The 24,634-nt window shown below is 67.8% G+C and carries 20 protein-coding genes; 12 read left to right on the plus strand and 8 right to left on the minus strand.

Annotation, left to right across the window (positions count from 1 at the left end; translation table 11 throughout):
• Positions 1-511 precede the first annotated feature (511 nt).
• From H1D33_RS26070 to H1D33_RS26090, 5 genes are all read left to right on the plus strand, one after another.
• Entirely contained in the window at positions 512-1,735 is a 1,224-nt protein-coding gene (locus tag H1D33_RS26070) for a helix-turn-helix domain-containing protein (protein ID WP_181570669.1), read from the plus strand.
• Positions 1,736-1,758: 23 nt separating this feature from the next.
• On the plus strand, positions 1,759-2,226 hold the full coding sequence (locus H1D33_RS26075) for an NUDIX domain-containing protein (protein ID WP_246411857.1): 468 nt from the start codon (positions 1,759-1,761) through the stop codon (positions 2,224-2,226).
• 297 nt (positions 2,227-2,523) lie between these two features.
• On the plus strand, positions 2,524-2,958 hold the full coding sequence (locus tag H1D33_RS26080) for a hypothetical protein (protein ID WP_181570668.1): 435 nt from the start codon (positions 2,524-2,526) through the stop codon (positions 2,956-2,958).
• A gap of 240 nt (positions 2,959-3,198) precedes the next feature.
• Positions 3,199-3,738, plus strand: a complete 540-nt coding sequence (locus H1D33_RS26085) for a DinB family protein (RefSeq protein ID WP_181570667.1) — start codon at positions 3,199-3,201, stop codon at positions 3,736-3,738.
• Between the two features lie 852 nt (positions 3,739-4,590).
• Positions 4,591-6,345, plus strand: a complete 1,755-nt coding sequence (locus H1D33_RS26090; RefSeq protein ID WP_181570666.1) for an ATP-dependent nuclease — start codon at positions 4,591-4,593, stop codon at positions 6,343-6,345.
• Positions 6,346-6,418: 73 nt separating this feature from the next.
• Here the strand turns inward: H1D33_RS26090 and H1D33_RS26095 are convergent, their stop codons facing one another.
• The 4 genes from H1D33_RS26095 to H1D33_RS26110 all read right to left on the minus strand — a co-directional run bounded on the left by H1D33_RS26095 (position 6,419) and on the right by H1D33_RS26110 (position 13,780).
• Positions 6,419-8,494 (minus strand): AIPR family protein, encoded by a 2,076-nt coding sequence (locus H1D33_RS26095; RefSeq protein WP_307755255.1) that lies wholly within the window; start codon positions 8,492-8,494, stop codon positions 6,419-6,421.
• Between the two features lie 277 nt (positions 8,495-8,771).
• Positions 8,772-10,127, minus strand: coding sequence for a restriction endonuclease subunit S (locus H1D33_RS26100; protein ID WP_181570664.1), 1,356 nt, complete (start codon positions 10,125-10,127; stop codon positions 8,772-8,774).
• Positions 10,120-12,714 carry a type I restriction-modification system subunit M gene (locus H1D33_RS26105; RefSeq protein ID WP_181570663.1) on the minus strand — a complete coding sequence of 865 codons (2,595 nt, stop codon included), beginning with the start codon at positions 12,712-12,714 and terminating at the stop codon, positions 10,120-10,122. The genes H1D33_RS26100 and H1D33_RS26105 overlap by 8 nt, the downstream gene beginning before the upstream one ends.
• 403 nt (positions 12,715-13,117) lie before the next feature.
• Positions 13,118-13,780: a DUF4386 domain-containing protein gene (locus H1D33_RS26110; RefSeq protein WP_181570662.1), complete on the minus strand. Its 663-nt coding sequence runs from the start codon at positions 13,778-13,780 to the stop codon at positions 13,118-13,120.
• Positions 13,781-13,944: 164 nt separating this feature from the next.
• On the opposite strand from H1D33_RS26110, the gene H1D33_RS26115 reads away from it, so the two are divergent.
• Positions 13,945-14,394, plus strand: coding sequence for a helix-turn-helix domain-containing protein (locus tag H1D33_RS26115; RefSeq protein WP_181570661.1), 450 nt, complete (start codon positions 13,945-13,947; stop codon positions 14,392-14,394).
• Here the strand turns inward: H1D33_RS26115 and H1D33_RS26120 are convergent.
• A complete protein-coding gene (locus H1D33_RS26120; RefSeq protein ID WP_181570660.1) occupies positions 14,363-16,240 on the minus strand; it encodes an asparagine synthetase B family protein in 1,878 nt (625 codons plus the stop codon). The two genes, H1D33_RS26115 and H1D33_RS26120, sit on opposite strands and share 32 nt — an antisense overlap.
• Before the next feature lie 175 nt (positions 16,241-16,415).
• On the opposite strand from H1D33_RS26120, the gene H1D33_RS26125 reads away from it, so the two are divergent.
• Positions 16,416-16,850: a VOC family protein gene (locus tag H1D33_RS26125; protein WP_181570659.1), complete on the plus strand. Its 435-nt coding sequence runs from the start codon at positions 16,416-16,418 to the stop codon at positions 16,848-16,850.
• A gap of 67 nt (positions 16,851-16,917) precedes the next feature.
• Positions 16,918-17,532 (plus strand): histidine phosphatase family protein, encoded by a 615-nt coding sequence (locus H1D33_RS26130; RefSeq protein WP_181570658.1) that lies wholly within the window; start codon positions 16,918-16,920, stop codon positions 17,530-17,532.
• 149 nt (positions 17,533-17,681) lie between these two features.
• Here the strand turns inward: H1D33_RS26130 and H1D33_RS26135 are convergent, their stop codons facing one another.
• The gene (locus tag H1D33_RS26135; RefSeq protein WP_246411854.1) at positions 17,682-18,338 is read right to left on the minus strand and encodes a type 1 glutamine amidotransferase domain-containing protein; all 657 of its coding nucleotides are present in this window, start codon (positions 18,336-18,338) and stop codon (positions 17,682-17,684) included.
• 72 nt (positions 18,339-18,410) lie between these two features.
• On the opposite strand from H1D33_RS26135, the gene H1D33_RS26140 reads away from it, so the two are divergent.
• Positions 18,411-19,295 carry a LysR family transcriptional regulator gene (locus H1D33_RS26140; protein WP_181570656.1) on the plus strand — a complete coding sequence of 295 codons (885 nt, stop codon included), beginning with the start codon at positions 18,411-18,413 and terminating at the stop codon, positions 19,293-19,295.
• A 10-nt stretch (positions 19,296-19,305) separates the two neighbouring features.
• Here H1D33_RS26140 and H1D33_RS26145 read toward each other — a convergent pair whose 3' ends face one another.
• A complete protein-coding gene (locus H1D33_RS26145; protein WP_307755256.1) occupies positions 19,306-19,743 on the minus strand; it encodes a hypothetical protein in 438 nt (145 codons plus the stop codon).
• Positions 19,744-19,931: 188 nt separating this feature from the next.
• On the opposite strand from H1D33_RS26145, the gene H1D33_RS26150 reads away from it, so the two are divergent.
• The 3 genes from H1D33_RS26150 (at position 19,932) to H1D33_RS26160 (ending at position 23,826) form a co-directional block, all read left to right on the plus strand.
• Entirely contained in the window at positions 19,932-22,328 is a 2,397-nt protein-coding gene (locus H1D33_RS26150; protein WP_181570654.1) for a M4 family metallopeptidase, read from the plus strand.
• A 77-nt stretch (positions 22,329-22,405) separates the two neighbouring features.
• On the plus strand, positions 22,406-23,173 hold the full coding sequence (locus H1D33_RS26155) for an enoyl-CoA hydratase/isomerase family protein (protein WP_181570653.1): 768 nt from the start codon (positions 22,406-22,408) through the stop codon (positions 23,171-23,173).
• Positions 23,174-23,229: 56 nt separating this feature from the next.
• Positions 23,230-23,826 (plus strand): hypothetical protein, encoded by a 597-nt coding sequence (locus H1D33_RS26160; protein ID WP_181570652.1) that lies wholly within the window; start codon positions 23,230-23,232, stop codon positions 23,824-23,826.
• Positions 23,827-24,139: 313 nt separating this feature from the next.
• On the opposite strand, the gene H1D33_RS26165 is transcribed toward H1D33_RS26160, so the two are convergent.
• Positions 24,140-24,580 carry an HNH endonuclease gene (locus H1D33_RS26165; RefSeq protein WP_181570651.1) on the minus strand — a complete coding sequence of 147 codons (441 nt, stop codon included), beginning with the start codon at positions 24,578-24,580 and terminating at the stop codon, positions 24,140-24,142.
• Between the last annotated feature and the right edge of the window lie 54 nt (positions 24,581-24,634).

Raw genomic sequence — 24,634 nt, forward strand, 5'->3', positions numbered from 1 at the left:
GGGTCGATGACGTAGCCGGACAGCCAGATCCAGCCGTCGTACGTCGGCCAATCACGGACCGCAGCCACCCGTAGCCACAGCGCCCGATCGCCGCCGAACTGCACCGACGCGCGGCCGTCGAGGAAGACCAGGTCGCCCGGCTTGGGCGGGCGCAGCGAAACCGGCTGCCGTCTGCGGGGCGCCGGGGTGGGCGGGCTCTCTCGGAACCGGCGTTCGGGTCGCGGTCCCATGCCAGCACCCACCCCGGGCCAGCCTCAGCAGGTCGCCGCGCGACCGGAGCCCGCGCAGTCCATGCAGGACCGCCGAGCCAGGGACCGATTCCGCTCCGACCCCTGCCCCAAGACCCGCACCGCGGACCGCGCAAGGGTGTACTTCCAGCCGGCACCCGAGCAGGATTGGCAGTTGGTCGATACGTTCAGCCCCGTCATGGAGACAGGTTGTGGCACAAACCGCCCAGTGACCCGGAAAATCCTTCCGGGGCCGCAGCCGGTCGAGGGGAGAAGGTGAAACGGTGCACGGGACAACCAACACCCTGACCATCGGCGAGCGCGTCGCCTGGTACCGCCGTCGGCGCGGCCTGTCGCAGGAAGTCCTTGCCGGGCTCATCGGCCGCACCGCTGATTGGCTCGGAAAGGTCGAGAACAACCGCATCGAGCTGGACCGGCTCTCCGTCATCAAGTCTCTCGCCGAGGTCCTGGACGTATCCCTTGGTGACCTGCTCGGCGAACCTGTACTGCTCGACTGGACCGCCGACACGGGCACCGAAACCGTCCCCGCTCTCCGGGCGGCGCTGATGAACTACCGCGCCATCGCCCCGTTCGGCGGCACTCCCCACGACGAACCCCCGACCGTTGCCGTGCTCCGCAAGGACGTCGGCGCGCTCTGGGACGCCTATCAGGACTCCCGATTCGGGTACGTCACCGGCCAACTACCCGAACTACTCCAGCGCGCCCAGGCCGCCGCCGACCACCACGACGGCGACGACCAGGACCAAGCCCGCCGGCTCCTCGGCCTGGCATACCAACTGACCGCGACCCAGCTCACCAAGCTCGGAGAGGCCGACCTCGCCTGGATCGCCGCCGACCGCGGCTTGGCAGCCGTCCGGCCTACCGGTGACCCGCTCATCACCGGCTCCCTGTTCCGATCTGTCGGTCACGCCCTGCACGCCACCGGTCGCTACACCGAAGCCGTACGCCTCACCGAAGACGCCGCCGGCTACCTGGAGCCCCACTTGGCTCATGCCTCGCCGGCCTTGCTCTCCGTCTACGGAACCCTGTTCCTGTCCGGCTCCATGGCAGCCGCTCGTTCCAACGACGCCGGGACCACCCGCACCTTCCTCGCCGCGGCAGAGCATGCCGCCGGCCAGCTCGGGACCGATGCCAACCACCTCTGGACGGCGTTCGGCCCGACCAACGTCGCCATCCACCGCGTCGCCACCGCAGCCGAGCTGGGTGATGTTCAGGTGGCCGTCGACCTCGGCCCGCGCGTTGACACCCGCGGACTCCCGATGGAACGGCGGGTACGGCACGCCCTCGAAGTCGCCCGCGCCTACAGTTCGTGGAACCGCCTCGACGACGCCCAGGCTGTGCTACTCGAAGCCGAACAGATGGCACCCGAGCAAGTGCGGCACCATTTTCTCAGCAGGCAGCTAGCCCTGACCTGGGTCCGCCGACAGCGCAGCAAGCCGCCAGGCGAGCTGGTCGGCCTGGCTCGCCGGCTGAAGGTGCTCGACTGAACCGAGGCATTTAGGCTGCCCTGGTGACGGCCAACGAGATGCCACCCGTGGCGACCCCACGCGTCGCCGCCGGCGCCCTGTTCTTCGACGACGAAGGCAGGGTGATGCTCGTGCGCCCCAGCTACAAGAGGCATTGGGACATCCCGGGCGGCTACGTCGAGCCCGGCGAGTCACCGCGGGCGGCCTGCGTCCGGGAGGTCCGCGAGGAACTTGGCCTCACGCCCGCACTCGGACCGATGCTGGTCGTGGACTGGGCACCGGCCGAGCACGAGGGCGACAAACTGCTCTTTATTTTTGACGGTGGGTCACTCGGAGCCGAGCAGGAGCGCGCGATCCGCTTCGCGGACGGTGAACTCACCCAATGGCAGTACGTAGACGCAGAGTCGGTAGAACACTACGGTCCCTCCCGGCTTGGCCGTCGGATCCGCACCGCAATTGCAGCCCGCAGCAGTCGCGTCTCCGCGTACGCCGAGCACGGCAGCGCTGTCTGACACCCAGGCCTCCTCAAGACCGCGTTCAAGGGCTCCACACTCCGCTTCGGGTGCGCGGCAGCTCGCCGACGCTTTCGCCTTAGCAGTGGGCGCGGAGGAGTCGGCCACGGGGCATGACGTCTTTCGAGCACCTCGACGAGACACCGTCCGAGAGGTTCTCGTATCGTCGCGCAAATGATCATGGGGGAGGTTCTGCGTGGGTGGCGGACGGGCCGAATCCGACAAGGTGGGTGTCGCCGGCGGTGGCACTGGGTGCTGGTGGCGTTGGTGATGATCAGTTGCGCAGGCATTGTGGCCGTGCCGGCTTCGTGGGCGGTACGTAAGCAGTTGGAGGCGAACCGGGGCGAGGCGACGCCGGAGGCCGCGGCCCGGGTGTGGCTGTTGAAGCTCAGCGCTGGTGAGGAGTTGGGGCTGTCGCGGGTGCTGGCGGGCGCGCGTCATGACGAGCTGCGGCAGCAGTGGCGGGACTACCGGGCCGAGATGACCGGGACCGGTCGGGAGCCGTCGAAGCTGGAGAGCGTGGGGCCGAGCGTGATCGAGCACCAGGGCGCCGACCGGGCCACGGTGACCGAGCAGGTACGTGCAGTGTGGTGGAATGACGCGCAGATCCTCGCTGGTACTGCTCACTCGTGGCGGTGGGAGCTGCGCAAGGACCGGGGCGGGTGGCGGGTGTGGTCCGTCGACCTGCCGGCCTGGTGCGGGGTGCATATCCGGGCGACCTTATGTCCGTGATCAGCGGCAGGCTGTCGACCCGATGGGGGGTGGGCCGCATGCGATCCGACAACCGATGCGCGACACACCTTCTTCACGTGATGCGCGACAGCGCGATGAGCTGAGGAGAGCATCAGTGGGCGTCGGGACGAACGGATCTGCGGATGAACGAGCGGAGATCGAATTCCTCTTGGCGGCCGTCGAAGTTGAGGTACCGCAACCAGCTTGACTGGTGCGCTCCGCCCGCGATTGGGTGGCGTCGTGAGCAAGTCGTGGACGGCCCCCGAGGACGACCCGAGGACCTTCGGCCAGCCCGTCGGCGAGAAGGCAACCTACCGGGAGTACCTCGACAACTACCGTCTGACCATGGAGATGAAGTGCGACGGACTGGACGCCGAGCAGCTCGGCCGACGCTCAGTACCGCCCAGCACCCTGAGCTTGCTCGGCCTGGTCCGCCACCTGGCTCAGATGGAGAACCACTGGTTCCAGCGTGTGCTGCAAGGGCGGACCGACGCACCGCGCCTCTACCAGCACGAGGACGAGCCGGATTGGGACTTCGGTGGCGCAGTCCCCGACCTAGCGGTGGTGAAGGACGCCTTCGCAACTTGGAAGGCTGAGATCGCCAAGACCGACGAATGGCTCGACGCCCTCGACGAGACCGCCCTGGGCCGCGAGGTGCCGGTCGACGGTGGCAGCCACGCCACGCGTGACGTACTTGTCCACGTAATCGAGGAGTACGCGCGGCACGCCGGCCACGCCGACCTCCTGCGCGAGTGCATCGACGGGCGAACTGGCCTGTAACCCACCGGGCGATGGGTCAGCATCAGTTGGCGGACACGTGCCGCACCTCAGGACGCCGGGCGGGCGGACCGGGTGGCTGACTGACTGCCGAAACAATCTCATCAGGATCAAGGGCCGCGCGAGCGCGGCCCCGCCCGGCGCACTCGGCCTGCTGGCGGCCTCCGGCCGGCATCGGCCGGCACGCCGGGCGGGATCGAGATAGTTGCGATCACGGACAGCCATGCCGTGACGATCGCGAGCGGATGGAACAGCGGTGGCGGGCAGGGCGATCGCTGCCGCGCCGCTACGCGGCTTGCCACTGATGATCAGATGAGCGGCGCAGATCGGCATCCGGAGCCCTGATTGGGGCCGACAGGGTAGCGCCGACTCTTCGAGTCGATGGCGGCGCGGCGAAGTGGTTCGTAGCTTCTGCACTTCTTCAAGGGGGCCCTGAACGGGCCGCACGCGCCGCCGCCTAGGCGCGCGCCGGCCGCTGCGGCTGTCGCTCTGCGGCCGTCACGCCTGATGCCCGGCGGCTGGCGCGGAGAGCGGGAAGCCCGGAGGGCCGCCGCAGAACGACAAGCCGTTGACCGAAGGTGCTGTGGGCCGGCAGCCGGCCGTGCCGCGCGGCCACGAGCCCGCGCCGCGTAGGGGAGCAGACGCCGGTCGCGGGGTTGCGGTTACTGCGCCTCCGGCGGGGGCGCTCCGGCTCCAGGATGGCCGGGGCTCCGCCGGCGGCTCGCGGCCAGTGGGTGGTCGATGGCAGACGGGATGGCGGAAGTGACGCATGCAGCGTAGGTACTAGCGGAACTATGCCAGCCGGGGTTGGATAGAAGATCTTGGGCGGAGAGTTTCAGCAGAAAGGGTCATGCCATGCTATTCACGTCAGTATCCGTCCGAGATTTCCGCTCAATAGCTAGCTCTGGCCGAATTCCGCTCGGCCCGATTACCTTGCTCGTCGGCCAAAACAACGCCGGCAAGTCAGCTCTGGTTCGCGCCATCCATCTCGCGCAAGATGGCGCACCCACGAGCTCTCGCGACGTGCGAATCGGTTCACGGGCATCCGAGGTCAAGTTAGAACTAGGCCCTTGGCATACGTTCACTGAGGAAGGCTCCAAGACTCGCAAACGACAGCGGATTCCGGTCGGCGCGACGCTCACCTTGCTCAGCCATGGCACTGTGCATGGTGGGATGGTCCGCATCAATGACGCGGCATTCACGGTGAAACTCGCTCCGAATACGGAGCCAAACAATGCGATCTACCCGGTTCTTGCCACTCGCCGTCAACAGAATTACGAAGAGCAGGTCAGGCGAGAAGCTGCAATAACGGTGGCCCCAACCGACTCCAACCTTGTGTCGCGGGTAATGGCGCTGGCTACTTCGGAAATCCCTGAAGCCCGAACCTTCCGTCAGGCATGCAAAGATGTCCTCGGCGTCAGTCTTAATGTCTTTACGACGGAGCACGGTCAGCAAAGCGTAGGAATCCAGATCGACAGATTTGCTGACATACCGCTAAGCGCCATGGGGGCAGGAATCACGAGTGCTCTTAACTTGCTTATCAGCCTAAGCACAAGTCACAACAAACTATTCCTGATTGAAGAGCCGGAGAATGACCTGCATCCTCAGGCGCTGAAGGCGTTGCTAGACCTGATTCTCAAGGCCTCGAACGAGAATCAGTTCGTTATCACGACTCACAGCAGCGTCGTCTTAGCCAAGCTGGGCTCAGCTCCTGGTGCTGTCGTTGTTCACACCAAGAGTGACGGGCTGATTCCTCCCTCAACCTCCTTCGACGTCATCGACTCGCCGCCAGGCAGGATTTCCGTTATGCAGGACCTCGGCTACGAACTAGCCGACCTTGAACTGGGCGAGGGCTGGCTGATATTTGAAGAGTCAAGCGCCGAACGTTTGGCCCGCGAGTTCCTCATTCCATGGTTCGCGCCCAGACTAGTTCGTCTGAGAACACTGGCCGCAAGTGGCACGTCTCGCCTGCAACCGATCGTTCAGGATTTCTTTGAGCTGTTTCTCTTTGCGCATCTAGAGCCCATGTATCGGGGTCGTGCGTGGGTAATTGCCGACGGAGACGAATCGGGTGTACGAGTGATACGCGAGCTCAGGGCCAAGTTTCCAACCTGGCAGAGTGACCGGTTCATCAACCTCGAACAACATGACTTCGAAAAGTATTATCCGGAGCCATTCATGACCGAGGCCGAGCGGATTCTATCGATGGCTGACAAGCGACAGCGCCGCGAGTCTAAGCGCATACTGCTGCACAAAGTCTTAACCTGGGTGGGCGAGGACGAAGACCGGGCAAAACGTGCCTTTAGTGAGTCTGCTCGTGAGGTTGTGGAAAAACTTCAGGAAATCGAGCGGAGGATTGTCGAGCTGGGTCGAATTCCTTTCCAGCCCGTGCCGGCGTCCGGTGACGAGCCTGGAGCTCGATACAGCTTGCCGCATCCGATAACCACCCCGTCACCTCGGTCAGCCCCCGCCGAGAAGCCGAGCGAGATGCCGGATCGGCTTCCAGGAAGGGACGACCATAGACTCGGTCTTCAGCTAGCCGAGGACGGCGCCCCGCTCCCAGCAGGGATCGACGGCGACGGGATGGCAGACCAGCGCTACGAGTCGTAGAGACTCAGGCTGCGGGCCCCGGGCAGCCTTACGTGACGACCGTTGCTGCCAGCAATAACGAATGTCGGCAGATTTAAGGAGCGATGACCTTCGGCTCAGGAGTCTCATCAGAGGCTTCAAGCTCGCCTAGGGCGCTCCATGCTAGATCCGCAAGGGTTTCACCAGTGCTGATAGCCCAGCGGGCAGTTCCTTGATTTGCCACAGGCTGGTCTTCCCACCGAGCCAGGTTCCACATATGAGAGATTAGCCCCGATGGTGAATACTGCAGGCCGTCCGCTGCCCACACTAGCGGTTTCGTCCGATGAGGGGTCCAAGTAGCCCGTGCCCGGGTCGGGTCCTCGGCCAGCCAGTCCTTCAATGCCTCGGCCTCAGACCGATTGCCTGGCGACAATGTGAGAGCCTCTCCCTCAGCAAGAACCGCCTTATCTATTAGCACCGAGACGGCATTCGGGCGCCGCTTGCGCTTCGCTGGCACTCGACGATACTTATTCCGATCTGGGAGGTGAGCTTGTTGCGCGCCACCAAGCACCTGCTCGGCGATTTCTCGGCACCGTGATACATCGGAGCAGACCGACCGGATCTGTGAACGCTCCGTGTAGAGCGCATCGATTGCACCCGCAACAATAGGCAGGAGTTCCTCAACCAGCCGTTTTGTCTCATTGACGGCATGTTCGGCCCACTCAAGCCGCGGATCCGGTTCGTCAATCGCATCGGTATCGAGCCGACGGAATACCAGATGGGCGAGGAGGTATACCCCATGCTCGGCTAATGCAACGCCACGTCCTGTATAGCGAGTACGAAGTTGATGGAGCGTGCGCCTCACCTGCCTTAGTACCTGGACCGCGTTCCAAACCAGGTAGACACCAGGCTGCGGCCGAAAAAGGACATCGTAGATGCCCTGCGAGCCCCGTTCCCACAACACGTCAAGAGTGGTCGCGATGCGCGCTGCATATTGGCTATCGGGATGAAAACAAGCCAGCGCACATGCAGCTTCCACAACCGAGCAGCCAGTGTCGGGTTGCGGCTCCAGCTCGCTGCGGCGGACACTGTATTCGAGCCCGAGCTCTGCTCGCATTTCCTCCAAAATCGCTGCCTGGATTGGATCGAGGGCGATAAAGTCCCTAGCTTCGACGCGATTCTGACGATTCGTCGCCTGAGTCGCCTGTTTGGCGAAGTCCGCAGCCTTGCCCGTAACGATGATGCGCACGCCGACTTGAGCCGATGCGGCGATATCATCTGCGGCAACCGCCTCAGCGACCGAACGAACCGTTTGAGCCCCATTTACCACGCTGGCGTTGCGCAAGGTCAGCCCAAGCGGACGGGATTGCGGGAAACGCATGGACGGGTGACTTTTTTCGGCTGACTCGCAGAGGATCGTTACCCCATTATTGAAGTACCAAAAGTGGGCCGGCTCTCTCGTAAGAGTATCAATGACCTCATTGTTGATCGGTGTGCGACCAAGGGGATTGCGAATATTGAGGTTGAAGAGGGTCGAGCCGTGCTCAAGCCAGTGCGCTACCTGCTCCGCCTCAACGACACCTTGGTAAGACTCGTATGGCGTGCTAATGGCAAACCAGGGAAACAGATCGGCTTCCAAGTCAACTGGCCTTGGCGCAATGTCATCCCGAACCGAGGCCCATAGTTCGGACGACAACATGATTCGATGGCGCAGCACGTCGCCGTGGCGGTTGAACTCCTGCTCGCCATTATCGATGGCCAGCTGGAATCCGTCGGTCACGTCGTCGGCTCGCATCAGTGCGATGACTTGCGTAACTGGTACGGGGCCGCTTGCCATGACGCTCTTTGCTCGTTCGGCCAGTTGCCGGCCTCGGGGATTGAACGGGGCAAAGTCCTCGTCGTCGATTAGCCGCAGTCCGGCGAGAAGTTCCAACACCGCAGAGCGGTCGCAGCTAGCCCTTCCGTTCTTGCTCCATTTTGCTTGAACCAAGAAGACGTGCGGATCCGCACCATCCACGACCGCGATCGCATCGATACCTTGGTCTGCATGGCCGTCGGTGACGGCGAGCGACGCCTCCTGTGGAGTCCAGCCTGTGGCAATGCGAACCGCCTGAGCCGCCAAGGCCCTAGACAGCATGCGCGGCTCGCGTTCCTCGTCAGGTTTCCCCTCCAAGTCGCTGAGATCCAGCAAGCCAGCGTCCACATACGACGTCCTGAGGAACGCTTCGACCTGGCGTACCTGGAGGGCGGTATCCCCGTTGCCGGTGCGTGGGCTTGTCGGACTCAAGAGCTACCCCCGGGACTATCGCGGCGTGCGGCGTAGTGTGTGAGTGTCTCACGCTTGGGCCCCCCCAGGCCATGATCACAAAGCTATCCGTCCAGGGCACCTCATTGATTTGTGGTCGCCCTCCGCGAACGTCCAACCGAGAAGGCTGAGGAGTCGGCTGGGCTGCTTGCGGACGCGACAGTCAGCGCAAGGTGCGAGGCGTGGCGTTGGACACGTTTGCTGCAGCGAGGGATCTGGCTTCCTGGAGTGCTTGGTACGCCTGGTCGACGGTTGCAGCGTAGGTGTCCAGCGCGGTCTGATACAGAGATTCGACCTTGAGTTGAACGGCGCGGTCGGGAATTGGTGTTGGAAGGTTCGCCAAGGCGGATCCCGGGATTCCCGCGAGGTTCGTCGTGACCTGCGCTCGGCTCTGCAGCCAGGCTTGGGCGTAGGGAGTGTTGATGTATGCCTCTAGGTACCCGGGGCTAACATCGCCGCCGGCGACCCGAACCCGAAAAATGTGGTCGTCGTGAGTGCATTCTTCGACTTGGCCCCTCCACAGCGCTGCCTTGCCGACCAGTTCGAGACTGTTATTCCGGCATACAAGCACGTCGTGAAGGTGGAGGCGCATCGACTCAAAACTATCTTCAGGTACATCAATAGTCCGAATATCCGACAAGTCAATGAACCCAGCTCGCAGGTTGGCGACACGGAGGTAAGGGCGGGCGTTCTGATTCGGGCGGTTTCGAGGCGACTTCGAGACTCCTCGCAGGATCATAGCCACTGTCCGATCGCCAAGCCTCCGGACAGGGAACGCGCATCGCAACTCGTCCGAGAGCCCAGACAAATCAGATCTGGTGCGGCGGACACTCCAAGTACTGAGCTGGCTGAGCTGAGCTGTGAAGCGCGTGTCAACCGCCCGCCGGAGATCCATCGAGATGCCGAGAACGTCCTGTATCTCGACCATGGTTTGAGGTACGACATTCTCCACCGTCGCGATCCGCTGGATTGCGCTCGCGCGCTTCTCTTCGTACTCGTCAACAATCGACCGCTGCACTTCTTGGTCAGGCACTGGAACGCGAAGTCCCAAGAAGTCCTCTGGGGTGACACGTTTGCGCCCGCTATGGCCCGCCGCAAGTCCTTCGAGCTGCGACAGGAAGATCGGCGTTCGAAGTAGAAGTGCCGCGTATTGGGGAAGGAGCGCTTCCGCAGACGTAAGGTCGAAGATCGGATACTCAGTTGAGAAGGCCAGTAGATCGATCGAGGGTGGGACAATCCCGATCGCGCCGTTCCGAGCATCGATCTTGCTGAAAACCAGGTCCCCGCTCTTGGCTAGATACGTCCTGCCTTGAATGAGCCTTTCGCCAGCGCGTACGGTGACGCTTCCGTCAAATGAGATGCTCCCAAGAGGCGCAGTCGAAAGCGCCGTTTCGGATCGCCGCACGGCGAGACGCGACAGCGGCTCCAAGAGGCTGGGTTCCTGCGGCCAGGACAGAGTTCTAAGCTGCTTGACGTCCCAGCGCCTCAATTCGGCGAAGCGGGTCACCTTGCTATACATGTTCTTGCTCGCTGCGCTTCTTCGCGAACGCGCGATAGCGTTCGAGAATCTCAGGGAGTTCATTCGGAACATCGGGACCAGTATCGCCGGTCGCGGTAATTCCTGCCTTCTCTACCTCGGCCATAAAGATCGGATAATCAAAGATCTCCCGTGCTCGCTGACGCGCCACCCCCTCGGTGCGGTCCCGAATATCAGCCGATGCCGCAGCCTCGGCAGACAGAACTTCTTGGACCGCGTCAAGCTGCGAGTCGCCTAAAGACAGCGAGAGGCCGTCTAACTCCTGCTGCAGCGCTTTATTGCTGTCTTCAGCGGATCGGATGCGAGCCCAGATTCTCATGGCGTCTTCGGGGGTCACAGAGGAGGAATCGGCGACAGTGCCGTCCTCGAATAAGGCGTCTGCTGGTGCAAACGTGTTCGGATTGACGGCCCGCTGGTAGCGGCGCACCTCTGCTTTTTCCTGAGCGCTCATGCTCTTCACCGCAGCCCTGTACGAGCGTTGCAGGGCGATGATCTCGTCGGTGAGTTGGTTCCGCTCAACGAGCAGGAGCCGCAGACGCTCGGCAGCCGGCCCGAGCGCCTTACATGCGGCAGCGGCTTCGGCCTCTGCCAGGTCTCGCTGCTCAGCCGCCCACCCTTGCGCAAATACCTTGCCTTCGCTAACGGCATCGGCCCATGCATCTTCGTCCTCTGTAGTGAAACGCCGAAGGAAGACAAGAGACGTCTTGACAGTGGCCTTTGAACTAGCAAAGACCTCGTGAGGGACGGAGACGACAGCGAGGAGCTTGGCCCGTCCTTCAACATAGTCCCGTAGCCACTGCATCGAGGGGTTGTTGAGGATTCCTTCGGGCAAGACAATGCCGAGTTCGCCGCCGCGCTCCAAAAGGTCAATGCAGCGCTCGACGAACAAAGTTTCGGTGGACCGATTGGGTCGGATCTTCGACGTTGCTACCGAGCCGCCAATCGGGTCTCGCCCGATGTCGAATAGGCTCAGGATGGGCAGTCGCTCTCTGGCCGCTCGGTGAAGCCTGACGTGGCTGGAGTGCCAATCATCATCTTTGTATAGGTCGGTGTAGAGCTTGATGCGCTTGGGATCGTCTAGTACCCGGGTTTGCTCAGTTGCGCCGACAATCTGGTCGCGGCCCACGTTGGATCCAAATGGCGGGTTGGTAATCACGTACTTGAAGCGGCCGGGGAAAATCCCTCCAACATCGATCAGGCCGTCGTGGTAGTAGATTCCACCGTGCCCATCGCCGTGCATAATCATATTCATTTTGCTGGTGCGCGCTGCGCGAGGCTCGGCGTCGGTCCCATAGATCGTTGAACGGGACAGGACGGATATCCGTGAGCTTTCATCGGAGTCGTCCAACTGAGAGTTAAGCCTGGCAAATTGGTGCTCGATGGCGGCCTGGAGCTGCTCATCTGCCCAGCCCTCTGCCACAGCTTTTGCCTCTAGGTCCGCGCGGGCCTGTCGTTTGCTGCTCTCGACATCCGCGAGAATTTTAGCGCGAATGTACTCAAAGACCTTGATCAAAAAGCCGCCCGTTCCGCTGGCCGGGTCGCAAACGAGGTCGCCTTCTCCTGGATCCAGCATCTCGACCATGAAATCGACGACAGGTCGAGGCGTGAAGAACTGTCCCAACTCACCCCGGAAGGTTTGACCGAGAAAACGTTCGAAGGCGATTCCCTTGACATCATCACTGGTCGCCGAGAGGTCAAAGCCTTCAAGTTTAGCCACGATTCGGCGGAAAGTAGCGAGAGAGATGCGGAGGGTGTCCTCCTCACCGAAGAGCTCGTCTGCCTCGTAGATCTTCTTAGCGTCTTCGTAAAGATCTTTCAACAGTCCTTCTGGGTTGCTGCGCCGCATTTGCGCGTACCGGTCCATGTAATCCCGAGTGAAGCGCTCCCGCTCGCCAGTCCGCTCGAAGCCCATTTTGATGAAGAGGACCTTGGAGATTTCGTCGAAAGCTGACCCAGGATCCATTTTGTGGTTGTCACGCAGGATCGAGTGACACTCGTGCAGAAGCTTCCTGAACTCGTCTCGGGTGAACGCCTTGGTGGCGCGCCGAACGGCCGCCATCCTGCGCCTGTCAGCGAGGTCGGCCGCTGACGGAAGGTCTGCGACCTCTATGCACTCGCCCGGCGCACCGGGCTTCAACAGAAGGCAGCGAGTCTCCTTGTGGTTGTGCATCACAAGGAACTCGCACTCGGCCGAGCGGGCGTAGCTTTCGCCCTGCCAGTAGTCCTCCACCAGCAGAGGTACGTGTTCAGCCTTCGTCTCCACCGCCAGGACGTAATCGCGATTCTCTGCCTTCGCGGCAGCATCGCGACAGACAAGGATGTCCGCTCGTGTCGCCCGACGCCCAACCTGCATCGGCTTCTCTTGGACCATCTGCTCAAGAGAGTACCCGTAGTACGTGTACAGGCGGTAAATGAACGCCTGACGAACCAACTCCTCGGGGTTCGCGATCCGCCATTCCTGCGCAAGCGGAGCCCAAACATAGGAGCCGTCGCGGTGAAGAGGATTCTCCGCCGAATCCGTGTAGTGCTTGCTCGGGACGGCCGTCGGAGGTCGGCGCGACGGGGGCATGGGCTTCCTTCGGGGCTGGCTGACGAGGTTGTTGGGTCAGCCAGAGGGTAGCCGGGCAGGCGTGTGTGACCTAGATCCCACGCAGCTCGAGGCTCCGTGACGAGGCCGGCCGGCCGCCGCAGTGCTGGCCGAGCGGCGAGCGCCGAGACTGGAAAAAGGTGCTGCGAGGACTGATGAGAGGCGGTTCGCAATGCTGTCGACAGCAACGCTGACAGCAACGTCGCTGGACGACGGCACCCTGTCGAGGGCTGGCACGAGCAACGCTTCGAACGTGAAGCCGTTGCCGGACGCGTGCGGACGCGGTGCACAGAGCTTGTAAGCGAGATGTCGCCGGTTCGATCCCGGCCGGGGGCTCCAATTCCAGAAGGCGTCCCGGGTCGGCAGCCGCCGTACGTCCCGGCGGTCAGACGGCGGCGTCCCGCGCGGGCCGCAGGCCCCGGACGGTCAGATAGACGCCCAGCGAGAACTCCCACGCGGCGATGGGGAGTGCGCCGACCGCGGTCACCGGGGACAACCGGTCCCAGGCCCCGAACAGCACGCCGGCGTCGGAGGCGACGAGCAGGGGCGCGCCGACCAGCCCGAGCAGTGGGAGCACACGCGGGACGAGGCGCGACCGGTAGAGCAGGGAGCCCAGCAGCAGAGCGTTCACGGCCGGGATGAGGCTCTGGCTGAGCAGGAACATCGAGTCGTAGAGGGCGACCAGCGCCTGCCCGGTCACCGGTGCCTCCGCGCCGGCCCCGGCCCGCCGCAGGCCGACGATCGTCAGGATGCTCGCGACGCCGACGAGGATGCCGGCGGCCTCCACCACCCGGGCGGCGACGAAACCCAGCGCGCGCGCCTCGCCATGACGCTTGAGCACCGGGAACAGCGCGACGGCGGTGCCGACGCAGGCGAGGGCGACGATCACCTCGAGGACACCGCCGACGACGACCGGGGTCTCCGACGCGGTGCTCGTCAGGAAGTCCGCGTCGCGCACCGGGCGGTACAGCGCGACGGTGGGGATCGAGGAGAAGGTGAGCACGTAGAACCCGCCGGCCACCAGCGAGGTCTTCCGCAGTGGGTCCACCGGCACCCCCTCCGTCGCCACCGTTCCATCGATGATGGCCACTCGGCTGCCCGCGGGCGATCGGCCACTCGGCCAGGTTCGCCGGACCGAGATGTTAAGCGGGGCCCCTTCCTATGCCTGAGGCGTTAACCGGGGGCCCGGCCTTTCGGGCGTAGCCTGCAGCGATGAGCCGGGCGGTGGAGGAGTCGAACCGGGCCATGCTGCGCGCCCGGGACGCGATGGACCGGGCGTACGCGCAGCCGCTGGACATTCCCGCGCTGGCCCGGATCGCGCACGTCTCCGAGGCCCACTTCATCCGGACGTTCCGCGCCACGTTCGGCGAGACCCCGCACCGCTACCTGCAACGCCGGCGCGTCGAGCGGGCCATGTACCTGCTGGTGCACACCGCGCAGCCGGTCACCGAGATCTGTCACCTGGTCGGCTTCGGCAGTCTCGGCACGTTCAGCCGGACGTTCCGCGACGTGGTCGGCGAGTCGCCCTCGGACTACCGGCGCCGCAAGGTCGCCCCGGCGGACCTGCCGAGCTGCTTCACCAAGGCGTGGATGCGCCCGAGCACCGCCGCCGGCCCGCCGCCGGGCGACCTCAGTGGCCCCGGACCCGCCGCCGCACCATGACCCAGAGCCGGTCGCCGAGCCGGCTGCGTCGCACCCAGCGCAGCCCGGCCAGCCGACGAGGCTGCGGTGCGCGTGGACGCGGCGGCGCGGTGACCCGCGCGTAGGTGGCGCCGGTCGGCGGGCGGCTGGTGCCCGGCTCCAGGTGACCGGAGGCGACCGCGAGCGCGGTGAACTGCTGCAATACCCGCGGGTCCGGTCCCTTGCCTCGGGCGGCGGCGCGCAGCGCGCGTTCCACGGCGGGGCGGCGGATCAGGTCGGTGAGCGGTCCGTGCGCGGTGTCCAGCAGTTCGGCCACGGTGGCGACGCCGTCGCCCTCCCAGATCCGGGTGGCCCGCGACGGCCCGGTGGCGGCGCTGACGAACGGCACCTCGGCCCACTCCGGCACGAGCCGGGCGATCAACGCGGTGTGCGGCAGTCGGGCCCGCTTCTCGGCGACGCCGCACGCGAACGTGGTGGCGACGAAACCCGGCGCGAGGAACGGGGTGACCATGCCGGTGGTGTAGGCGGAGGTGCACCAGCGACGCATCCGCTCGACCAGGTAGAGGTAGTCGATCAGGTGCTCGTCGCGCAGCCCGAGGTCGCGCGCGTGGGCGAGCACCGCGGCGACCCGGTCCCGTTCGGCGGCCAGCGCCTCGGGCGCCGCCGCGCCGTGCGGGAGGGCGGCGAGCAGCCGCGCCGGACCCGCCTGCTCCGGCGTGGGGGCGGGGTCGGCGTCGGCCCGGGGATACCAGTAGCCGACCGCCAGCTCGCCGGCCGCGCCGGTCAGGCTCGCCGGGCGGATCGTCTCCGGCAGCCGGGTCCGTGCGGGCGGCCGCACCAGATAGGTGGACGGGAACTGGTGGTCGTGCAACTCGGCGAGGCGCCGGGCCCGCTCGCGCAGTCCGACGCCGAGGACGTCGGCCGGCGCCGCGGCGGGCACCGTGCGGTGCGGCAGGTCCAGCCCGCGCCGGCGCAGGCGCCGCACGAGTTCCCGGGCCACGTCGGCCTCGGCCGGGGTGTCGTCGTGGGTGACCAGGTTCGGCGTACGGCCGGCGGCGACCAGCGTCGCGGCGATGAGCCGTGAGTCCTTGCCGCCGGACAGGCCGAGCGTGACCTCCCCGTCGTGCAGCCGGTGCAGGCTCTCGACGGCGCGGGTCAGCGCGTCGGCGGCCCGGTCCAGCCGCTCCGCGACGGGTCGTTCCCGTTCGGCGAGGCCGGCGCGCACGACGTCGTCGACCGCGTACCGGCACTCGGTGGTGAGTTGCCAGCCGCCGGTGGCGCGACGACGCCCGGTGACCCGCTCGCCGGGCCGGAGCAACCGGATGTCGGCCAGCGGGGAGAGGTCGCCGCCGAAGTGGCCGCAGAGCAGGTACGACGTCCAGCCGGCGAAGTCGGGGCGGGGTGCGCCGTGCAGGAAGGCGGCCAGCAGGCCGGGCCGGGTGCACCAGGCGGTGACCCCATCGGCGGCGCCGGTGAACACCCGGGCCATGCCCAGCCAGTCCTGTTGCAGGGCGAAGCGGTCACCGTCGAGGGCGAGCAGCCCGAACGGCGGCACGATCGCCCGGTGCATGTCGTCACCGGCGAGCAGGCGTCGGGCGAGCGTCACCGGGTCGGGCGCGTCGACGCCGACCGGGACGCCGAGCGAGACGGCGGTGAGCGGGCCGTCGGTGGCGAGCGTGGGCCACCGGTACGCGCCGTGGTCGGCCGGGTGCAGCACCAGCACACCCCAGTCGTCGCCGCCGTACCGGTGCCGGCGCCAGCCCTCGGGCACCAGGTCGGCGACCGCCCGCGCGAAGCGTTGCTCACGGGCGGTCCGGGCGGGCCCGGGCAGTGGACGCGCTGCGGCCCAGGCCAGCATGACGTGCATCGGTGCTTCCCCCGAGGATGCGAAACGAGCAGCCTGTGCGCGGAACGTTAGCAACGAGTTACGCACCGGTGTTGCCGTGGGGGCAAAAGCCGCAGGACGGGCAGCCCCACGGTCGACCCGAACCGGGCAGTTTTGGATAAGCGCCAGGTCAGGGCGTTGCTCTAGCGTCGACGGCATGACGATGACCTCGATCTCCCGCTCCCAGATCTACGTTCTCGACCAGGACGAGGCGCTCGACTTCTATGTCGGCAAGCTGGGCATGGAGGTGAATACCGACCAGGATCTCGGCTTCATGCGCTGGCTCACGGTCAACGTGCCGGGCGACGCGCAGCGGGAGATCCTGCTGGAGAAGCCGGGGCCGCCCGCGCTCGACCCGAAGACCGCCGAGCAGGTCCGGGAACTGCTCACCAAGGGCGCCACCGGTGGCTTCCTGTTCCTCACCACCGACGACGCGCACAAGACGTACGCGGATCTGGTGGCCAAGGGCGTGGAGATCACCGACGAGCCGACCGACCGGCCGTACGGGATCGACTTCGGCATCCGGGACCCGTTCGGCAACCGGATCCGGATCGGCCAGATGCACCCGCGCGAGCAGTGGGCGAACGGCTGACAGCGGGACTGCGGGGCGCCTCGGCGGCGGGTTAGGGTCGGCCTTCCCGATCTTGGCGAGGTGACCGATGGCGACCCGACTGCTGTTCCTGGCCCGGCACGGCGAGCAGGAGGAGACCGCGACGGAGGCGCCGGAGGTCGGCCTCTCCGCCCGGGGCCGGCGGCAGGCGACGCTGCTCGGCGAGCGGCTGCGCGGGGCGCGGCTCGACGCGGTGCACCACGGGCCGCTGGCTCGGGCGGCGGAGACCGCCGCGCTGGTCGCCGCCGCGCTGCCCGGCGTCCCGGTCCATCGGGACGACCGGGCCGGCGACCACATGCCGCACGACACCGACCCCACCGGCCTGCCCGAGCGGCACGCCGCGTTCCTGGCCGAGTTCACCGAGGAGGAGCGGCGGGACGGGCCGCGTGTGACGGCGGAGGCGGTGGCCCGGTTCGCCACCGCTCCCGCCGAGGGCGACGTCCGTGAGCTGGTGGTCACCCACAACTTCCTGGTCGCCTGGCTGGTACGCCACGCGCTGGAGGCGCCGGAGCGCCGCTGGATCGGACTCAACCACGCCAACTGCGCGCTGACCGTGATCCGCTGGAGCGACGCCGGCCCACCCACCGTGATCGCCCTGAACGACGCCGCCCACCTCCCGCCCGACCTGCGCGCCACCGGCTTCCCCGACGACTACCACTTCTGACGTCACGGCGTTGGCCGCGAGGCACCGCCCACCCTTCCCGCCGATCTTGGAGTTGTGGCACCTCTGGTAGTGGGTGAAAAGGTGCATTCGAGGTGCCACAACTCCAAGATCGCGGAGTGCGAGCGGAGTGCGCGCGGAGTGCGAGCGGGTCAGGGGTTCAGGGTCACCACGGCGTCGGCTACCGCGCGGGCGGACTGGGGGTTCTGGCCGGTGACCAGGCGGCCGTCGACCACCACGTGCTCGGTGAAGTTCGGCGCCGGCACGTGCTGCGCGCCGGCCTCGGCGAGCTTGTCGGCGAGCAGGAACGGCACCACGTCGGTCAGGCCGACGGCGGCCTCCTCGTCGTTGGTGAAGCCGGCCACCCGCTTGCCGGCGATCAGGCGCGAGCCGTCGGATCCGGTGAGGTTCACCAGCGCCGACGGGCCGTGGCAGACGGCGGCGACCACGCCGCCGCGCTCGTGGACCGAACGGGCGATCCGGGCCAGGTCAGGGTCGTCGGGGAAGTCCCACATGGTGCCGTGGCCGCCGGCGAAGAGGATCACGTCGTACCCGGTCGGGTCGACGTCGGCCGCCTTCGGGGTGTCGGTCACGCCGGCGGTGGCGAGGAAGTCGTTCTGGGTTTTGTCGTCGGCGTCCCGGCCGTCGGTCGGCGGCTCGCCGCCGGCCACCGACACCAGGTCGACGTCGTACCCGGCGGCCCGGAAGACCTCCCACGGCTCGGCGGCCTCGCCGACGTAGTAGCCGGTCTTGCGGCCGGTGTCACCGAGTTCGGAATGGCTGGTCAGAGCGATGAGTGCACGAGTCATGCCGTCCATGCTGGCGCGCCGAGCCATAGCTGACCAATAGGTAAGAGTCACGTCGGCGATAGGTTTGCTGATGTGAAGGCGTCGCTGGACCTGCTCCGCAGCTTCCTGGCCGTACACCGCGCGGGCTCGATCACCGGCGCGGCCGAACTGCTGGGTGTGGCGCAGCCCACGGTGACCGCCCAGCTCCGGGCGCTGGAGGAGGCGGTCGGCCGGCCGCTGTTCGACCGGCTGCCGCGGGGCGTCACCCCGACCGCCGCCGGGGACGAGCTGGCCCGCCGGGTGGCCGAGCCGCTGGACCGGCTCGCCGCCGTGCTGACCGGGGCGCCGGACACCGCGTACGCCCGGACGGTCTTCCTCGGCGGGCCGGCCGAGCTGCTCGCCGAGCGGGTGCTGCCGGCGCTGGCCGGTCCGGTCGCCGACGGCCTGGAGCTGCGGGTGGCGGCCGGGATGCCGGAGGGGCTGCTGGACGACCTGGTCGCCGGCCGGCTCGACCTGGCGGTGACGAGCGTGCGGCCGCGCCGGCGCCCGGTGATGGTCGAGCCGCTCTACGACGAGGAGTTCGTGCTGGTGGCGGCGCCGTCGTGGGCCGATCGGCTGGCCGGGCCGGTGACCCCGGCGGCGCTGCGCGAGGTGCCGCTGGTCGCCTGGGGCGAGGAGGCGCCGATCCTGCGCCGCTACTGGCGCACCGTCTTCGACACCCGGCTCACCCGGACGCCGAGCCTGGTGGTGGCGGACCTGCGGGCGGTCCGGTCGGCGGTGGCGGCCGGCGCCGGGGTGAGCGTGCTGCCCGCGTACCTCTGCCGGGGTGAGCTGGCCTCGGGCGCGCTGCGGGCGCTGCTCGCGCCGCCGGTGCCGCCGCTCAACACGCTCTTCCTCGCGGTCCGGCCGGGCGCGGCCGGGCGGCGCGAGGTGCAGGCGGTGCGGCGGACGCTGCTCGCGGCGGCGCCCGGCTGGTGAGCCGGCCCGCTCAGCCGGTGGCGCCGGTGAGCAGGCCGACCAGCTCGGAGGTGGCGGCCGGCGGGGTGGCCTGCGGTGGGCAGTCCACGTAGCCGACGGTGGTCGGGCCGATGGTGAGGCGGTAGCTGAACGCGTCGGCGCACATGGTCGCCGGCACGGTGACGGCCGCCTCGGCGAGCAGGCGGGGGTCGGCGGCGAGCCGCCGCAGCCGGTCGAGGTCCGACCCGTCGAGCCGGCCGTCGCGGGCGGCGCCGGCCCGGTCGGTCTTCGTCCAACTGCCGTCCGGGCGCACGGTGATGGTGTCGGTCAGGCCGACGATGCCGCCCGAGCGCACGAGCACCACCTCGACGCCGGGCAGCCCGGTGGCGGCCGGGCCGACCGGTGCCGGGGTGTCGGCGCGGGCACAGCCGGCGAGCGGGACGAGGGCGGCGGTGAGGGTGACCGCCACGGCGTGAGCTGCTCTCATGCCGATCGGACGCACGACGGGGCCACCGGGTTCCGGTCCACCGCGCCTCCTCATCCGTTCGGTCAGTGTCTGGGACGGGAAACCGTCGCCCTCTTTCACGTCCGTCGATGTCTCAGCTATATCTACATCAGTGACTACCCCCGTCACAACTTCTCCTTGCAGGAGGGCACGTGAAAAGAACCGTCGCCGCCGTCAGCGCAGCGCTGCTCACCAGCGGCGTGCTGGCCTGCGTCACCACCACGGCGCAAGCGGCCGCGCCCAGCGCCCCCACCCCCGGGTCCGCCGCGACCCGGGCCGACAGCCTGATCCGTACCAACCCCGGCGCCGTCCAGGGCGCGGGCGGGGAGGCGTACCGGGCGGTCCGCACCAAGGTCGACCCCTCCGGGGCGGCGCACACCCGCTACACCCGGACCTACCAGGGTCTGCGGGTCTACGGCGGTGACTTCGTCGTCCACACCGCCCCCGACGGCACCCTGACCGGCACCTCGGTCGGCCTGTCCGCCCCGCTGACCCTGGGCACCACCGCCAAGGTCGGCGCGGCCGCCGCCAAGGCCAGCGCGCGCAAGGCGTTCACCGGCAGCCTCACCTCCGTCGGCGCGCCCGAACTCTTCGTCGACGCCAGCAGCGGCAAGGGCCGGCTCGCCTGGGAGACCGTCGCCAGTGGCTGGAAGGCGGACAAGCAGACGCCGTCGAAGCTGCACGTCGTCACCGACGCCAGCACCGGCAAGGTGATCGGCTCGTACGACGAGATCGAGTCGGTGGTCGGCAGCGGCCAGGGCATCTACACCGGCACGGTCAGCATCGACACGACGCTCTCCGGCAGCACCTACCAGATGATCGACCCGTCGCACGGCAACGGCCGTACCTGCGACATGAACAACGGCACCTCCACCTGCACCACCTTCACCGACGCGGACAACGCGTGGGGCAACGGCACCAACTCCAACCGGCAGTCCGCCGGCGTGGACGCCCACTTCGGCGCCGCGAAGACGTTCGACTACTTCAAGAACACGCACGGCCGCAACGGCATCTTCGGCAACGGCCAGGGCGTGCCGAGCCGGGTGCACTACGGCAACAACTACGTCAACGCCTTCTGGGACGGGTCCCAGATGACCTACGGAGACGGCTCGGGCAACGCCCGTCCGCTGGTCTCGCTGGACGTGGCCGGGCACGAGATGAGCCACGGTGTCACCGAGGCGCTGGCCGGCCTGGTCTACTCCGGTGAGTCCGGTGGCCTGAACGAGTCCACCAGCGACATCTTCGGCAACATGGTGGAGTTCTACGCCGCCGCGCCGAGCGACCCGGGCGACTACCAGGTCGGTGAGAAGATCAACATCAACGGCAACGGTACGCCGCTGCGCTACATGTACAACCCGTCGCTGGACGGCTCGTCCGACTCCTGCTGGTCCACCAGCACCAAGAACAAGGACGTGCACTACTCCTCCGGCGTGGGCAACCACTTCTTCTTCAACCTCGCCGAGGGCACCGGCGCCACCTCGTACGGCACCTCGCCGGTCTGCGGTTCGGCCCCGGCGGTCACCGGCATCGGCCGGGCCAAGGCGGAGAAGATCTGGTACCGGGCGCTCGACGTGTACTTCACCTCGAACACCTCGTACGTGAACACCACCACCCCGTCGAACACCGCCCGGGCGTACACCCTGCGCGCGGCGACCGACCTGTACGGCAACTGCTCCACCGAGTACAAGACCGTCCAGGCGGCGTGGACCGCGGTGAACGTGGCCGGCAACGACGCCCCGTGCAGCTCCACCGGTAACGACTTCTCCGTCTCGCTCTCCCCGACCGCCGGTTCGGTGGCGCAGGGCGGATCCACCTCGGCCACCGTCGCCACCGCCACCACCAGCGGGACCGCGCAGACCGTGACGTTCTCCGCGTCCGGCCTGCCGACCGGCGCCACCGCGTCGTTCAGCCCCGCCTCGGTGACCTCGGGCGCCTCGTCCACGCTCACCATCTCCACCAGCGCGAGCACCCCGGCCGGCACCTACTCGGTGACGGTCACCGGCAACGCCACCTCGGGCGCCAAGACCGCCACGTACTCGCTGACGGTCACCGGCACCGGCGGCGGCTGCACCGGCGCCGGCCAGAAGCTCGGCAACCCGGGCTTCGAGTCCGGCAACACCGGCTGGACCACCACCTCCGGCGTGATCGGGCAGTACGGCTCGCAGGGCCAGCCCACCCACGGCGGGACCTGGAACGCGTGGCTGAACGGCTACGGCACCACCCGCACCGACACGCTGGCCCAGTCGGTGAGCCTGCCGACGGGCTGCTCGACCTACAACTTCAGCTTCTGGCTGCACATCGACTCGGCCGAGTCCACCACCACGGTGCAGTACGACAAGCTGAACGTGCAGGTGCTCAACTCGTCCGGCACCGTGCTGGCGACGCTGGCGACCTACTCGAACCTGAACAAGGCCACCGGCTACACCCAGCGGTCGTTCTCCCTGGCCGCGTACGCCGGGCAGACCGTCACCCTGAAGTTCACCGGCACCGAGGACGCCTCGCTGCAGACCTCGTTCGTCGTCGACGACACCGCGCTCAACGTCTCCTGACCTGACCGCCCGACCCCGGGGCCCGGCGGCCACCCCACGCGGGTGGTCGCCGGGCCCCGCCCGTTACGGTCAGCCCCATGCCCGACGCGGAGTTGACCGTCACCGTCACCGGCCCGGTGGCGACCGTGGTGATCCACAACCCGGCCCGCCGCAACGCCATGACCCCGGCCATGTGGCGCCGGCTCCCGGTGCTGCTCGACGGCTTGGAGGCCGACCCGGCGGTGCGGGCGCTGGTGCTCACCGGGTCCGGCGGCACGTTCTGCGCCGGCGCCGACCTCGGCGACCTGGACGAGCTGCTGGCCGCCGGTGACGGCAGCATCGCGGTCGCCGCCGAGGAACGGCTCGCCGCGTTCCGCCGCCCCACCGTGGCCGCCGTCGAGGGCGCCTGCGTGGGCGGCGGCTGCCAGCTCGCCGTCGCCTGCGACCTGCGCCTGGCCGCGTCGGACGCCCGCTTCGGCGTACCGCCGGCCCGGCTCGGCCTGGTCTATCCGGTGCCCACCACGCGGCGGCTCGCCGGGCTGGTCGGGCCGTCCGCCGCCAAGCACCTGCTCTTCACCGGCGACCTGGTCGACGCCGACCGGGCGCTGCGGATCGGCCTGGTCGACGAGGTGCTCCCGGCCGGCGCGCTCGCCGACCGGGTGGCGGCGCTGACCGCCACCATCGCCGAACGGTCCCAGCTCACCGTGACCGCCGCCAAGGAGATCGTCGACGGGCGCGCCGACGCCGACCGGATCGCCTGGTGGCACGCCCAGGTGCGGGACAGCGGCGAGGCCCGCGAGGGGATCGCGGCGGTCAACGAACGCCGGCCGCCGCGCTTCGGCTGGACCCCGCCGGCGCCGCACTGACCGCCGTTTCCCCGCCACACCCTGGGGGTACGCCCCCGAGGGTCGAACGGGGGACCATGATGGACGGTACGGGGGAGCGCCAGGAGATCCGGCGCGGACGTCGACGGTTCCGGCTGCTGCTCGCCGGCACGATTGTGGCCTTCGCGCTGGTGTCGTTTCTGCTAGGGGCACTGGCGGACGGCTTCTGGGACACCTGGCTGGAACGTGGCGACCCGCCGGGCTGGGCGGAGGTGACCGGCGAGGTCCTGATGGCGCTGGGAGTCGTGATCGAGATCGTCGCGCTGGTCCAGATGTTTCGTAGCGGCGGTTACCGGGCCAACCGGAAGTCGCGGCTCTGGGCGGTGGACTGGCGTCGCCGCCGTGAACTGGTGCGGGCGGTTCGGCGTGGTGTCGTGGAGTCCCCGGACGACCTGCCCTGGCTGCGCGCGACCGCGGCCCAGTTGGCCGGCCAGCGATGGATCGTGCTGTTGCTCGCCGGCCTGGCGACGACGAACCTCGGTCAGGGGCTGCTCAGCTTCGCCCCGATCTGGCTGGTCCTGCTGGGCCTCACCGGCGTGATGTTCGGCATCGCCTGCTGGCAGGCTCCCCGCGACGCGCGCCGGGCCGAGGCGTTCCTGCGTCGCTACCCCGCCGCCGCTCCCACCGATGCGTGAGAACCACGCGCCTCGTTAGATCTTGGAAGATTTGGGCCCCTCTGGGGGCCGTTTCCTTCCAAGATCCCGGCTGGCCCCGGGGGAGGGGCTACTCCTCGTCGTCGGCCGGCCGAGGCCGTCGGTGCTCGGTGATCCAGGCTTCGACGTCGGCGGCCAGCCACACCTTCGTGGCGCGCCCCGGAAATGCCTAGATCTTGGTACGGAACCGCCCCTCTGAGGGCCGACCTGTACCAAGATCTCCGGCGGACGGGGCCGGCGGGCGCCGCGCCGGGGTGTACCCCCGACGCCGCCCCCTGTGCCCGCCGGCCGTCCGTCACCGCGCCAGCGACGCCCAGCTCGGGGTCGCCAGCTCCCGCCGCAGCGGCATGCCCGCCTCGGCCGGGGTCCGGTCGCCCTTGCGCTGGTTGCACGGGTAGCAGGCGGCGGTGGTGTTCCCCCAGGTGTTCCGGCCGCCGCGCGAGCGGGGCAGGACGTGGTCGATCGTGGTGGCCGGGCCGTCGCAGTAGGCGCACCGCCGGCCGTCGCGGGCCAGCACCCCGGCCCGGGACCAGGCCGGGCCGGCCCGGAACCGCCAACGGGTCACCACGTACCGGACGAGGCGGACCACCCGCGGCAGCGGGAAGATGCCGATGACCTGGTCCGGCTCGGACTCGTGGATCTCGGCGACCCGGCGGCAGAGCATCCGGATCGCGTGCTGGACGGTGACCCGGTGCAGCGGGCCGAGGTCGGCGTTGACGACGAGGACGGCGTCCACCGGGTTCTCCCTTCACGATCGGTCGCTGGTGCGACGAAAAGGCCGCCCGGTCCA

The sequence above is a fragment of the Micromonospora ferruginea genome (assembly GCF_013694245.2).
GTDB lineage: Bacteria > Actinomycetota > Actinomycetes > Mycobacteriales > Micromonosporaceae > Micromonospora > Micromonospora robiginosa.

What these genes read in the sequence shown, in the direction of transcription:
- H1D33_RS26135 (WP_246411854.1), bottom strand. Translation starts at nt 18,338, where the DNA reads ATGACTCGTGCACTCATCGCTCTGACCAGCCATTCCGAACTCGGTGAC.
- H1D33_RS26100 (WP_181570664.1), bottom strand. Translation starts at nt 10,127, where the DNA reads ATGTATAGCAAGGTGACCCGCTTCGCCGAATTGAGGCGCTGGGACGTC.
- H1D33_RS26115 (WP_181570661.1), top strand. Translation starts at nt 13,945, where the DNA reads ATGAGCCGGGCGGTGGAGGAGTCGAACCGGGCCATGCTGCGCGCCCGG.
- H1D33_RS26155 (WP_181570653.1), top strand. Translation starts at nt 22,406, where the DNA reads ATGCCCGACGCGGAGTTGACCGTCACCGTCACCGGCCCGGTGGCGACC.
- H1D33_RS26125 (WP_181570659.1), top strand. Translation starts at nt 16,416, where the DNA reads ATGACGATGACCTCGATCTCCCGCTCCCAGATCTACGTTCTCGACCAG.
- H1D33_RS26105 (WP_181570663.1), bottom strand. Translation starts at nt 12,714, where the DNA reads ATGCCCCCGTCGCGCCGACCTCCGACGGCCGTCCCGAGCAAGCACTAC.
- H1D33_RS26160 (WP_181570652.1), top strand. Translation starts at nt 23,230, where the DNA reads ATGATGGACGGTACGGGGGAGCGCCAGGAGATCCGGCGCGGACGTCGA.
- H1D33_RS26130 (WP_181570658.1), top strand. Translation starts at nt 16,918, where the DNA reads ATGGCGACCCGACTGCTGTTCCTGGCCCGGCACGGCGAGCAGGAGGAG.
- H1D33_RS26090 (WP_181570666.1), top strand. Translation starts at nt 4,591, where the DNA reads ATGCTATTCACGTCAGTATCCGTCCGAGATTTCCGCTCAATAGCTAGC.
- H1D33_RS26120 (WP_181570660.1), bottom strand. Translation starts at nt 16,240, where the DNA reads ATGCACGTCATGCTGGCCTGGGCCGCAGCGCGTCCACTGCCCGGGCCC.